General features: G+C 50.0%; 12 protein-coding genes. 8 read left to right on the plus strand and 4 right to left on the minus strand.

Features of this window, described 5'->3' with window-relative positions:
* Positions 1 to 68: 68 nt before the first annotated feature.
* The gene (locus B153_RS0111800; protein WP_020596916.1) at positions 69 to 932 is read right to left on the minus strand and encodes a sugar phosphate isomerase/epimerase family protein; all 864 of its coding nucleotides are present in this window, start codon (positions 930 to 932) and stop codon (positions 69 to 71) included.
* Positions 933 to 1141: 209 nt separating this feature from the next.
* On the opposite strand from B153_RS0111800, the gene B153_RS0111805 reads away from it, so the two are divergent.
* Positions 1142 to 2290 (plus strand): glycoside hydrolase family 5 protein, encoded by a 1149-nt coding sequence (locus tag B153_RS0111805; protein WP_020596917.1) that lies wholly within the window; start codon positions 1142 to 1144, stop codon positions 2288 to 2290.
* A 58-nt stretch (positions 2291 to 2348) separates the two neighbouring features.
* Here the strand turns inward: B153_RS0111805 and B153_RS0111810 are convergent, their stop codons facing one another.
* Positions 2349 to 2717 carry a hypothetical protein gene (locus B153_RS0111810; RefSeq protein ID WP_020596918.1) on the minus strand — a complete coding sequence of 123 codons (369 nt, stop codon included), beginning with the start codon at positions 2715 to 2717 and terminating at the stop codon, positions 2349 to 2351.
* A gap of 224 nt (positions 2718 to 2941) precedes the next feature.
* Between B153_RS0111810 and B153_RS0111815 the strand changes: the two genes are divergently transcribed.
* The 6 genes from B153_RS0111815 (at position 2942) to B153_RS0111840 (ending at position 10498) form a co-directional block, all read left to right on the plus strand.
* Positions 2942 to 3694, plus strand: coding sequence for a DUF3108 domain-containing protein (locus B153_RS0111815; RefSeq protein WP_020596919.1), 753 nt, complete (start codon positions 2942 to 2944; stop codon positions 3692 to 3694).
* Between the two features lie 46 nt (positions 3695 to 3740).
* Entirely contained in the window at positions 3741 to 5057 is a 1317-nt protein-coding gene (locus B153_RS0111820; RefSeq protein WP_020596920.1) for a gluconate:H+ symporter, read from the plus strand.
* A gap of 40 nt (positions 5058 to 5097) precedes the next feature.
* Entirely contained in the window at positions 5098 to 6840 is a 1743-nt protein-coding gene (gene ggt / locus B153_RS0111825; protein WP_020596921.1) for a gamma-glutamyltransferase, read from the plus strand.
* Between the two features lie 65 nt (positions 6841 to 6905).
* Positions 6906 to 7640, plus strand: coding sequence for a hypothetical protein (locus B153_RS0111830; protein WP_020596922.1), 735 nt, complete (start codon positions 6906 to 6908; stop codon positions 7638 to 7640).
* 181 nt (positions 7641 to 7821) lie between these two features.
* Complete coding sequence (locus B153_RS0111835) at positions 7822 to 8460, plus strand: YciE/YciF ferroxidase family protein (protein WP_020596923.1); 639 nt, start codon at positions 7822 to 7824, stop codon at positions 8458 to 8460.
* A gap of 160 nt (positions 8461 to 8620) precedes the next feature.
* The gene (locus B153_RS0111840) at positions 8621 to 10498 is read left to right on the plus strand and encodes a M1 family metallopeptidase (protein WP_051097267.1); all 1878 of its coding nucleotides are present in this window, start codon (positions 8621 to 8623) and stop codon (positions 10496 to 10498) included.
* Here B153_RS0111840 and B153_RS34965 read toward each other — a convergent pair.
* A complete protein-coding gene (locus tag B153_RS34965) occupies positions 10455 to 11333 on the minus strand; it encodes an arylamine N-acetyltransferase family protein (RefSeq protein WP_020596925.1) in 879 nt (292 codons plus the stop codon). The two genes, B153_RS0111840 and B153_RS34965, sit on opposite strands and share 44 nt — an antisense overlap.
* Before the next feature lie 216 nt (positions 11334 to 11549).
* Between B153_RS34965 and B153_RS0111850 the strand changes: the two genes are divergently transcribed.
* On the plus strand, positions 11550 to 12785 hold the full coding sequence (locus B153_RS0111850; RefSeq protein WP_020596926.1) for a Bcr/CflA family multidrug efflux MFS transporter: 1236 nt from the start codon (positions 11550 to 11552) through the stop codon (positions 12783 to 12785).
* 70 nt (positions 12786 to 12855) lie between these two features.
* Here B153_RS0111850 and B153_RS0111855 read toward each other — a convergent pair whose 3' ends face one another.
* On the minus strand, positions 12856 to 13311 hold the full coding sequence (locus tag B153_RS0111855) for a YybH family protein (protein ID WP_020596927.1): 456 nt from the start codon (positions 13309 to 13311) through the stop codon (positions 12856 to 12858).
* Positions 13312 to 13394: the final 83 nt, after the last annotated feature.

Below are 13394 nucleotides of genomic sequence, written 5' to 3' on the forward strand. Positions count from 1 at the left end.
GCCATCACGACCGGGTTGCTGGTCGTGATGGCAAAATGTAGTTTATACGCCAGCGATAAGCCAGACACTTATTCCTTCAGACTTTTCAGATATGCAATGCTTTTCGGCATTTGCTCGTATTCTTTATTGCTCTCATCTTCAATATAGTAGTGCTTGACGCCTGCTTTTTTCGCCAGACGTAAAATTTCGGGAATGTTAACCTGCCCCTGGCCCAGAACCACGTCATTTTCGGGAGGAGTACCACCCGTCAGGTCGCCTTTTATCCCTTTCTTGAGGTCTTTCAGGTGCATCAGTTTATAACGGCTACCGTACTTTTTCAGCAGAGCAACGGGATCGGCACCGCCGTGCTGCGCCCACAAAATATCCATCTCGAACGAAACGTAGTCGGGATTGGTGTTTTTCACGATGTAGTCGTACAGGGTACCATCTTCGTACGGATGGAATTCGTAGCCGTGGTTATGGTAGCAGAACGTGATACCATTGTCCTTCATCGTTTTGCCGATTCGGTTAAAATCCTCCACGGCTTTTTTAGCGTTATCGAGGTTGAAATGCCCCCTTTCGTGAGGAATCCAGGCGCACATGATGTAAGATGCGCCCAGGGCTTTGGCTTTGTTGATGGCATCGGTAGGGTCTTTGGCCAGTTGTTCGTATCCCCCGCCCGTAGCCGAAATTTTAATGCCGCGTTCGTCGCACAGCTTCTTGAATTCGGCTTCAGTATACCCTTTGGGAGCGCCACCTTCCATATCCGTAATGCCCAATGCCTTGATGGTATCCAGCGTAGCAATGACATTTTTGGGGAAACTCGCCCGGTAGGTATACGACTCAACACCAATCGGAAACGTGTACAACGGCTTTCCTTTCTGAGCAAAACTATCGGAAACACCCAGGAGTGAAAGAGTAGCCAGGCCCAACGCGACAAGGTCTTTTTTCATGGTTATCGGTTCTATTTATCGTCAACATGCAAGATTTGCCTTATAAGGCGTCAAGGCCCCTGTTTTACTTGACAGACAAATTGAATAGCCTCGGGTTAATACATCAGGCGGAGTTGATCCGACGGTTTTACGATGGCAGGCACGATGGTCCCCCTGCCGACACACCAGGATTTTAGAGTAGATTAAAAGCTACGCCCGCTCTTCTGCTTATGGAACGACGGACATTTATTCGGAACACTAGCCTGGTGGCTGCAACGCTGGGTACGGCAGGTTCCGACCTGCTGACTACTCCGCAGCCGACCAGTCAAGTCAAAAACAAACTCCCCAGGTGGAAAGGATTTAACCTGTTGGATTTTTTCTCCCCCGATCCGGCCAACAGCCGACCCGCTACAAAAGAAGACTACTTCAAATGGATGCAGGACTGGGGATTTGACTTTGTTCGGATACCCATCGCTTATCCGTCGTACCTGAAGTTCGACCGAAGCCGTAACATTACCCCCGACGAAGTGTACCAGATTGACCAGCAGGCCGTTGACCGAATTGATCAATTAGTAGCAATGGGTCATAAATATAACCTGCACGTGAGCCTCAACCTCCACCGGGCACCAGGTTACTGCGTGAATGCGGGTTTTCATGAACCGTATAACCTCTGGAAAGATCAGGCCGCTCTGGACGCGTTCTGCTTCCACTGGAACATGTGGGCGAAGCGATATAAGACCGTATCCTCTAAGAAAATCAGCTTCGACCTGCTGAATGAGCCCAGTATGCGGGCTGATATGAACGATCAGCACTCGCCCCACAGCACAGTGCCCGGTGATGTATATCGAAAAGTAGCGATGGCGGCCTCTAAGGCCATTCGTAAAGAAAATCCGAAGCATCTGATCATTGCCGATGGCAACAATACGGGTAGCTCAGTGATCCCCGAATTGGTCGATCTTGATATTGCCCAGAGCTGTCGGGGCTATAATCCAGGCATTATTTCGCACTACAAAGCCCCCTGGGCCAATAAAGATCCCGATCATCTGCCCGAACCGAAATGGCCGGGGCAGGTGGGTGATAAATACCTCAGCCGGGCGATGCTCGAAACCTTTTATCAGCCCTGGATCGACCTGGTCAACAACGGTGTGGGGGTTCATTGTGGCGAATGTGGCTGCTGGAACAAAACGCCCCACCCTGTATTTCTGGCGTGGTTCAGCGATGTGCTCGACATTCTGTCCAGTCATGGAATCGGCTTTGCGCTTTGGGAGTTCGTGGGTTCGTTCGGTATTCTGGACTCGGGCCGAACGGACATAGTCTATGAAGACTGGTACGGCCACAAACTGGACCGTAAACTACTGGATTTGATTCGACGGGTTTAAACAAGAATGGGCCGATGCTGAACACTGGCCCATTCTTGTTTAAACCCGTTGTGGCTTCTCACACTAATTCCTCTACCAGTTGATTTGTGCGTGGGGCGTGTCTGTGCATACGGCGATCAACCAACGCAGTATCGTGATGCTGATCGAGCGCAACAGCCGTTGTACGGTCGCTTACGCTGGCGGCCTGCCCTTCAAAAGCCATTTCCTGGCGCAAATAATCCGTTGTCTGCCGGTACTGCGCAGCCTCTTCCACTAGCTGAATTGTAAGGTTACGGGCATACGCTTCATCGCCAGAGGCTTGGAGTAAGTTGGCAAATTGCGTGGAGAAATCGCTATATGGATACGGTATTTCACCTTTGCTAACCGATAGTTGAACCTGTCGGTACGATTGTGAAACAAAATATTGAAGTTGATTCGAGTTACTCATAACTATAAATATCTGTGGTTTTGCTAATAGCAATGATGAGAATAATCTGAGAATAAATAACAAATAATTTATTAAACTATTTTTATAGTAGTCAAATTTTAACATATTCTTCACAAATTCGAACGTTATAGCCAGTCTATCTTCAGCCCGGTTTGAAAACGAAAATGGATGAAAATAAGGTGTGAAACGGTAACTTAGACCTTTCCTCAACTCTGGCTTTGACCATGCATCGATTTTTCCTGGCTTTCATTGTACTATGTAGCTCAGTCTGTACAGTTCGTGCGCAAATTGACACCATCAATACATCGACCTTAAAGTTGAACCTGGCTGCTTTTCGGGAAGCGAAGCGCACGTATGCCGTCTTTTTTGAAGACAGTCTTGGCCATCGGCTCTCCTCGGCCGATCTCTGGGATCGAAGCATTCGTCTGACCACTACGCCCAGTGGACAAAAAATTTACCAGTTCGACTGGCAGTGGTTTCAGAAAGATTCCCTGCTGGCCAATGTATCTGCTACCGGCCTGTTGCCCTCGCTGGCCCCTCTTACCCACAGAGCTACCTACACCAAACGAGGCAATCGCCGTTTTGTCTTTAATGGTACAACCGTAACAGTTCCCGTGGCCGATCAGCGTACGGCGAAAGACAGCTCATTCCGGGTGATTATGAATCCTCCGGCCTTTTTATTTCCGATGGATCTGGAAATTTTTCCGCTGCTTCCCTTCAAACGAATTGGTCAGGAATTTGCGATTGCCTTCTATGAACCAGGGAGTCCGTCGGCCAGCTATTATCGGTTGACAGTAACCGGGAAAGAAGATTTGCAAGTTGGTGGAGACGCTAAACTCAACTGCTGGATTTTAAAAATCGACTATGGTCAGCAAGGCGTGTATGCAACGTTCTGGATTTCGGACCAAAATCGGGAAGTGGTCAAGATGAGGGAGTATTTTAGAGGTCGCTATCGATACAAGGTTAAAATCTATTAAGCAATGCCTTTCCAACACAAACCTGGATGACCTTCCCGCTCTCCTTATGCCCTTAACCATTACCCTGCTTGGTATTCTGGCGCTGATTGCGCTCATTTCATGGGTTCGCTTACATACCTTTCTGGCATTTCTGGCCGTTTCGATTGGTGTCGGGCTGGCACTGGGTCTTGCCCCTTTGGCTATTGTCGAGGCTATTCAGAAAGGGATTGGCGGCACGTTAGCCTCCATTACGGCCATCATTGCTCTGGGGGCTATGCTGGGCAAACTGGTAGCCCAAAGCGGAGCCGCCGAACGCATTGCCAGTAGTATGATGCGGCTGGTGGGCACCCGGCACGCCCGCTGGGCATTTATGGTTACCGGCTTCATCGTTGGCTTACCCCTCTTCTATTCGGTAGGATTCATGCTGCTGGCTCCGCTGGTTATCACGGTAGCCTATCGGTATAAGCTGCCCGCTCTGTACATTGGCCTGCCCATGCTGGCATCCTTATCCGTTACGCAGGGGTATTTGCCACCGCATCCGGCTCCACTAGCTATCTTAAAGCAGTTCAACGCCAACATGGGGCTGACACTTTTTTATGGCATCCTGGTTTCTATCCCGGCCATTCTGGTTTCGGGCGCCCTATTCGGGGCCACCTTAAAGCGGTACACCAACTTACCCAATCCGGCATTCATCGCTCCCAATCTGGAAAACCATCAGACCCCTTCGACCGCTGTAAGTTTCCTGACCGTTTTGTTTCCGATTCTGCTTATTGGCATCAGCACATTGGTAAGCCCATTTCTACCTACCAACTCCTGGCTCCAACAGTCGGTAGTGTTTGTTGGTGAACCCATCGTGAGTATGTTTCTTGCGGTTGTTCTGGCGTCGTTCACCCTGGGGCTATGGCGCGGGAAGACGATGCCCGATGTGACTGCGCTCTTTGGCGATGCCATCAAGGATGTGGCTATGCTGTTTCTGATTTTTGGTGGTGCGGGGGCCCTTAAACAAGTCCTGACAGACGGGGGTGTAAATCAGTCGATTGCCGATCTGATGCAACACTCAACGCTGCATCCCTATGTACTGGCCTGGGGTATGGCAGCCCTCATTCGGGTCTGTGTTGGCTCGTCGACCGTTTCGGGCATCACTACCGCCGGGTTCGTAACCCCACTGCTGGCCACTTCGGGCGTTGAGCCGAATTTGATGGTATTAAGCATCGGGGCCGGGAGCATGATGTTTTCCCACGTAAACGATACGGGGTTCTGGCTATTTCGGGAGTATTTTCAACTGTCGATGGCCGATACACTCAAAACCTGGTCGATCATGGAAACCCTGGTCTCCGTATCCGGACTGGCGGGCGTGATGGTATTAAATTGGGTACTACAGTAGAGTAACTAAACCTCTCATTGAAACGACAGTCTTCAGAACCATGAACCGGCCTGGCATTTCTTTCTCTATAGCAATCATCTGGCTATCAACCCTTTCGCTTTACGGTCAATCAATTGGGAAAGGGGATCGGATTACAGGCCCTAATTTTGCCACCCGCAGCCCGGTATTAGGACAGCATGGTATGGTGGCGACCAGTCATCCACTGGCTACGCAAATCGGCCTTGATATTCTGAAACAGGGCGGCACAGCTGTCGATGCCGCCATTGCCGCGAATGCTGCTCTAGGTGTTATAGAACCCAATAACGGCGGCATCGGTGGCGATCTCTTTGCTATTGTCTGGGCGGCAAAAGACAAGAAACTGTACGGCCTGAATGCCAGTGGCCGATCTCCTAAAGGACTGACCTACGAAGCCTTGCAGAAATTACTGGGCGATAAAAAACAGCTTCCGCTCTACGGCCCGTTATCGGTTTCGGTACCGGGCGCAGTGGATGGTTGGTTTCAATTGCATCAGCGGTTTGGCAAATTGCCCATGCGTACCTTGTTGGCTCCCAGCATTCGCTACGCCCGCGAAGGGGCTCCGGTGCCGCAGGTAATTGCCTATTCCTGGCAGGTAGCCGCCAACCGATTGGCTGCCAGTGAAGCCATTATCCAGTCGTTCGATAATTTCCGCAAAACCTTTTTCATCAACGGCAAAGCACCTGTTGAAGGGCAGTTGTTCCGCAACCCTGATCTGGCAACTACTTACGAAAAAATTGTGGCAGGTGGACGGGATGCCTTTTATAAAGGAAGCATTGCCGACGCAATTGATCGCTACGCGCAACGAGCGGGTTTGTACCTGCGAAAGGCGGATTTAGCGGCTCACCAAAGTACCTGGATCGAGCCCGTTTCGGTGAATTACCGGGGCTATGACGTGTATGAGTTGCCGCCCAATGGCCAGGGAATTTCGGTGCTGGAAATGTTGAATATACTGGAGGGGTATGACCTGAAAAAACTGGGTCACAATAGCGCCGATTACCTCCATCTGCTGGTTGAAGCCAAGAAGTTGGCCTTTGAAGATCGCGCCCGATACTATGCCGACCCTGATTTTGCGAAAGCTTCTATAAAGTGGCTGCTCACGAAAGACTACGCAGCCCGACGACGGAAACTGATTGACCCGAAAAAAGCCTCTGAACATCTCGACGCTGGCGATCCGGCCCTTCGTACGGGCGATACCGTCTACTTAACCGTAGCTGATAATGAGGGAAATATGGTATCACTGATCCAGAGCAACATGCTGGAGTTTGGCAGTGGCCTGGTACCGGATGGACTTGGCTTTGTTCTGCACAACCGGGGCACCAGCTTTACGATGCAACCCGGCCACGCGAATATATATGCACCTGGGAAGCGCCCTTTCAACACCATCATACCCGGCTTTGTCCTGAAAAATGGCGAGCCGTTTCTGAGTTTCGGGGTTATGGGTGGGGCTATGCAGCCTCAGGGCCATTTGCAGGTTTTGTGCAACATCATCGACTTTGGTATGAACGTGCAGGAAGCGGGGGATGCGGCCCGGTTCAGCCACTCGGGTAGCAGTGAACCCATTGGCACGCTCATGACCGACGGTGGTCGACTGGCCCTGGAAAGTGGTATCAGCAAGGAGGTCCGCGATGAGCTGGAAAAACGGGGGCACCATCTGGCACCAACCGATTTTTTTGGAGGCTATCAGGCTATTCAATGGGATGCTGTCAATCGAATTTATCGGGGGGCATCCGAAATGCGGAAAGACGGGCAGGCAGCAGGCTATTAATCCGTACATTCGTATCGTTTTGATTTACAGCAAACTGAGCCCTGCAAACGCTTCCATCTTTCCATATGGCGAAGAAATCAACTTCCGCAGACCCTAAGCCTACTACAAGCCCGAGCAAAGTCCTTCAACTTATCCGTGAAAAATGGCCGGAATATGTTCTGGAAGTCGTTGTCATTATTTTCAGTATAACCATCTCATTTGCCTTCGATGAATGGAAAGACGAGCGACACAAACGTGAGTTGGAGCAAACCTACCTGAAAGGACTTTACAGTGACATTCAGACCGATATAAGCCAACTCGGTGAAGTAATTGCTGAAACGAAACAGGTTGTTCAGATAGCTACCAAACTCACTACGGTAACTCCCCAATCCCCTACCATCGACTATCATCAATTTGTTAGCGATGTGCGGTTCATCTTTAAACGGCCCCGGTTTGTTGCTGAGGATGCGACTTTCTCCGACTTAAAAAGTACGGGCAATATGCAGGTTATCAGCAAGTTCCCCTTAAAACAAGCCCTGTTTGATTACTACAAGCAATATGAAACGATCGGTCGGGTGGAAACGGCTGAACTGGAAACAACGAACACAATTATAGGTCCCTATCTGCTTGCCCGCCTTCCACTGGCCGAGCAAGCAAGTCAACCACCGAAATCGAACTGGACGGCAGTCATGACCGAGACAGCTTACCAAAACGCCGTATTGGTACGTCGGGCAACGCGAGAGGAGTTACTTCAGGACTACCAGCAATCGCTCCGGTTAGGCAAGGCCATATTAGCTTCGATCAAATCACAGCTGAACTAGAGCGTCAGACATCATTCACTTTGCACGTATTTATCCCAAAGCGACAATTCCCCACAAAAACTGTAGAAAAATAGTACCATTCTGATAAGTATCAATCCGTATCCTGTTGATAGTCAGAATATGGCACAGATTTAGATACCATTATTGCTAATCAACTAATTTATATTAACCACAAAGCGATATGGCCTCTCTGGGAGAACGAATTGCGAGTTTTTTTAGCGGGAACGACTCCACGGCTGATGAAGGGCTCCGTGACCTGTTTATTACCAACTTGAAAAGTGTATACTATACCGAAAAGCGAGCGGTCGATGCACTGGCAGATCAGGCAGAGGCCAGCACGACCGACGAAGTAGGGCAGGCTTTTATTAATCACGAACAGCAAAGCCGAAATCAGGTTGAACGGCTGGAAGAAATATTTAGAATTATCGGCATTCGGGCCGAAGAGCATAAGTCTGGCGCCATAGATGGATTGATCCATGACGCTCACTGGGTCATTACCAATACGGAACCCGGTTCGCTTACCCGCGATGCCGGGCTGATTATTGCGGCTCAGGCTATTGAACACTACGAAATTGCTATTTACGGCTCACTTCTAACACTGGCTCATGTGCTCGATTTTACGCAATCGGCTGAGCTTCTGGCTGTGACACTGGAAGAAGAAAAGGAAACCGACCGAAAACTGACCGCTCTGGCCGAATCCTTTATTAACAGTGGGTCTAAAGAAGAAGAGGAGCATCATCCGGGTAGCCATCACGCTAGCTTGAATTCCAATTTCGGTTCAGGCTCAGACGTTACGCTAGGGGGCCCATTGGGCGTCTAAGTTGATACATACGGTATTTTCGCCGGGAATACGATGAACTCGTATTCCCGGTTTTTGTTTGTGCTTACCGCTCTTCTAAATTTAAAGGACAACTTACCTGTTTTTTAGTAGTTTGCGCTCATTGCTAGTTAGAATCAATATGCGAATCATTCCCTTTTTCATGATACGGCCGTTGCTGTTTACCCTGTTGATAGTCGCCAGCGTAAGCGTTGTGCAGAGTCAAAGTCTGTATATGCCGCGAAATATTAAACAGGCCTACCAAAAAGGTACTCGTTCAATGGATGGAAAACCCGGCAAAAACTACTGGCAGAACTCGGCTCGCTATGCCATTACCATTACGGCAACCCCACCCAATCGGACCGTGCGGGGAACGGAAGATATTACCTACACCAACAATAGCCCCGATACGTTAACCCTCCTTGTTTTTAAGTTGATCCTTAATAGTCACCAGCCGGGTGCGATCCGACAGGCACCAGCCTCGCCCGACTACCTGACGTCGGGCATTCATATCGACAGATACAGTGAAAATGGTACTGCTAAAAACTGGCGGAATGCTGGTTCAGCCACCTGGCGGCAGGTTGTACTGACCAAACCACTGATGCCGCGCGATTCGGTAAAGCTCTCCTTCGATTGGCACTTCGACATATCGCTGGAAAGCAACCGCGAAGGTATGCTCGACTCAACCACGTTCTTTCTGGCCTATTTCTACCCCCGTATTGCCGTGATGGACGACTATTACGGCTGGGATCGCACCACATTCACCGAAGCGCAGGAGTTTTATAACGACTTCAACGACTACACCCTGACCGTAAACGTCCCGAAAGATTATGTGGTCTGGGCTACGGGCGATTTGCAGAATGCCTCTGAGGTACTGCAACCGGCCATTGCCAAACGCCTGAACGAGTCGATGACGACGGACTCGATTATCCACGTAGCCACCCTGGCCGATATGACTGGCAGGCAGGTTACGGCCCAGCAAACCACTAATAGCTGGCAATGGAAGGCCAATGATGTACCGGATATGGCGCTGTGTATCAGTGATCACTACGTCTGGGATGCGTCCAGTGTGGTCGTTGATAAAAAGACAAACCGCCGGGCCAGCGTACAGGCGGCTTTTCTGGACAATGCGGCCGATTTTCACCAGATGGTCCGCTTCGGCCGTCATGCGCTCGACTGGTTTTCGAACAACCTGCCCGGTGTTCCTTATCCCTACCCCAAAACAACCCTCGTGCAGGGCTTTGCCGATATGGAATACCCGATGCTGGTCAACGACAGCAGCACACCCGATCTGAATTTCTCGCGCTTCGTGGCCGAGCATGAACTGGCTCATACCTGGTTTCCATTTTACATGGGTATCAATGAAACTCGCTACGGATTTATGGACGAGGGTTGGACCACCGCCTTCGAATACCTCATTAGTCAGGCCGATCTGGGGTATGAGCAGGCCACGAAAAACTTTTTGAATTTCCGGGTCAATAGCTGGATCAAAGATCCATCGGCCGAGCAGGACCTGCCTATCATCACCCCAGCCAATATTCTGAGCGGTGCGGCTTTAGGCAATAACGAATACGGTAAAGCGGCACTGGGGTATCTGGCCCTCAAGGATTTGCTTGGTGAAGTTGAATTCAAGAAAAGCCTGCACACCTTTATCGACCGTTGGCATGGTAAACACCCAACCCCCTGGGACATGTTTTTCAGCTTCAACAATGCATCGGGCAAAGACCTCAACTGGTTCTGGAACAACTGGTTCTTCAGCCATAACTACATCGACCTGGCCATTCAGAAGGTAGAGTCTTCGGCCTCACAGACCACCGTCACGCTTCAGAATATCGGTGGGTTTGCCGTGCCGGTCGATGTGGTGGTCACCTTTGTTGATGGTACGAAAGGCACTTTCCACCAGACTCCGGCTATCTGGCAGGCCAATCAAAAACAGGCACTTGTAAAGCTTCCGATCAAAAAGAAAATTCAGTCGGTAAGTTTAACGAGCGGGGTATTTATGGATGCGGATGCGAAAAATAATAGTTGGCCAGTCCATTGATCGGCGTCCGAAAACTCGATTCACTGGCCTGTACGGCGAACAGCAGCACCTCGGGGCGAAGCGCGTAAATATCCCAATTCATCCGAATACCAAAGTGCGTTTCCAGTAAGTATTCAAAGTCATCGGCATCGTCGACGGGCTGTTCCATTATCCGACCGTGCTCCGTAATTTTTAGCGTATCGTCGGTGAGCGTGATCCGTCCGTTTGCCGTTACGAGCGTACAGAGCATGTTCTGCGTGAAGTACGATGCGGATGAGGTCTGGTGATAGCGGCACATACTTCTGAAATCGGACAGTTGCCGCGACACAGTGGTAAAGATGTACGAAGGTACCCAACTACCCGTTTCTTGCTGTTGATGGATGGCCCAGTAGTCGGTGTTGTAGGGACTGACCAGGTAGTTACCTGTTCGATCTTCCAGAATCTGCCCCGGCCGAATCGCGATTGGATGGAGCGGAAACCGACGGCCAAACCCCACGTCGACCAGCCAGTCTGTATTGTCCAGACGAACAGCAATGGCCGCGTGATCAAACTCATCGTTGAACCCCTTTTCCGGTTCATACACCCGACCCGAAACCAGTTTGGCCGTAAACCCTATAGCCCGCAATAGTTCGCAGAAAAGCCCATTTAGCTCATAACAAAATCCACCCCGTTTTTTCGTAATGAGTTTCGTAAACAGAGCATCGGCATCCAGCACAATATCCCGACCGTAGTGAATGTCCAGGTTTTCGAGCGGTATGTGCAACAGATGCTGGTAATGGAGTTTTCGTAGGGTTTCAATCGAAACCTCCAGGTGGCCGTTGTACTGAATTCGGGTTAGATAAGCGCTGACGTTCATCGGTGTTGTTCGGATTACAGTCTGCAAATTAGCCGGCTCTCAAACGGTTGCCTATCCCCTATTGCCTGAAGTGTACGAATCGATGGTTCAACTGCCCAATTACGCTATTCAGACGTCGCTACCCTTTCTTCAGGAAAACCTAACAATATTTTGGAAGGTGGAACAATCGGTAACGTCTGAGCGTCTATACCAATAAGTCCCCCTCCTCCTGAGCGTATGACTCGCCGACAGCATTTTGTTATTATCCTGATTCTGGGCACCTTGTCCACGATCAGTCCGTTTTCCATCGACATGTACCTGCCGGGTTTTCCTGCCATTGCCCGCGATCTGCATACATCCATTGCCCAGGTACAATTATCCCTGACGGCCTATCTGATTGGCATTTCATTGGGGCAACTTCTGTATGGCCCTCTACTGGACCGATTCGGGCGTAAACTCCCTTTGTATGCCGGTCTGGTGGTGTATGTACTGGCTTCCGTTGGTTGTGCCATGGCCACTTCGATCGAAACACTGATCGCGATGCGGCTCATTCAGGCGCTGGGGGGTTGCGTTGGGCTGGTAGCTGCGCAGGCGCTGGTTCGTGATTTGTTTCCGGTGAATCAGATTGCCCAGATCTTTTCCCTGCTCATACTGGTTGTTGCTGTGTCGCCGATGATAGCCCCTACGGTGGGCGGGTACGCATCTGAATTACTGGGCTGGCATTCCATTTTTATCATCCTGGCCGTTATTACGGTTCTGATTCTGGTCAGTTCCTACTTTGCCTTGCCCGACGGGAAACCTGCCGATCCTTCGCTATCGCTTCGGCCCAAAGCTGTGTTAGGCAGCTTTCTGATGGTATTGAGGCAACCGCAATTTTTGACCTATGCCCTGGTAGGTGGTATTGCAACAGCCGCCCCCTTTGCCTATCTGGCGGGTTCGTCGGATGTGTTCATCAACATTTACCATACGAGTCCTCAAGAGTACGGATGGATATTTGCGTTTTTGTCCATAGCGGTCATTGCACCCACTCAGTTGAATCGCTTTTTTCTGAAACGATTTACCAGTGAGCAAATCATTTTTGCTACGCTACTTTATCAGTCGGTTATTGGTCTGATAATGGTCTTTGGAACCTGGGCAGGCTGGTATGGCCAATACGGCCTCATTACGATCTTATTTCTGTTTCTATGCGGCCAAAACATAACGGGTCCCAATGCCTCGGCCCTGTCGCTGGCTCCGTTTGAGCGTCATGCAGGCAGTGCTGCCGCCCTGATGGGTAGCTTTCGAATGGGTATTGGTGCCTGTGTTTCGGGAGCCGTCAGCTTTTTTCATAACCATACCGCCATTCCGATGGTCAGTGTTATGACGGCCTGTGTGGTCAGTAGCCTATTCATCCTCCTGCTTGGTAGTCAGGTGATCAAGCACCGACGCAAACGAACGAATGTCGATGAACCAATGGCCGAGGTAATGCTATAACTTCTTCACTTTTTGCTCTTCCGACGAAGCCATACATTCAGCTTCGTCGGAAGAGCAAAAAGCTTCACCACTAATTCTTCACCTGCACGGGTAAATCTTCGAGCTGGGCGTAGCTAAGTTTCCAGGTATTGTCAGCTCCTTTTTTCCAGAGCAGAATATAATTCCCTTCGCCATACGCATGCGGGTCTTTCGGATTCAGCGGCAACACATCGACGGAAAAAGTACCGGCTTCGTAAGCGGTTTGGGTATCGGTGCCCGAACTAACCACATTTGTTTTCAGATCAGACAGTGTAGGTAAGGTTTCGCGTACCCATTTATCAGCAACCTCCCCTTTGCCTTTGAAATGCGTGTTGCCTTGCAGAAAATGGGCATCGTCGGCCAGAAAGGAAATGATTTTTGACGAGTCCTTATCGTTCCAGGCATTGATAAACTGGCGATTAAGTTCTTGAATATTAACCGTTTCTCCAGACTTTGAACAAGATGTAAACAGCACAGCTGCGAACAGTGTGCACATAAAAGCTTTCATAACATAACGTTTTAGGTGAATGATGAGTCAGACACGCGGCCCAGTAGTCTGTTCTGAACACTGGCTCATCGTGCATGACGGAT

Source organism: Spirosoma panaciterrae DSM 21099, assembly GCF_000374025.1.
Classification (GTDB): Bacteria; Bacteroidota; Bacteroidia; order Cytophagales; family Spirosomataceae; genus Spirosoma; species Spirosoma panaciterrae.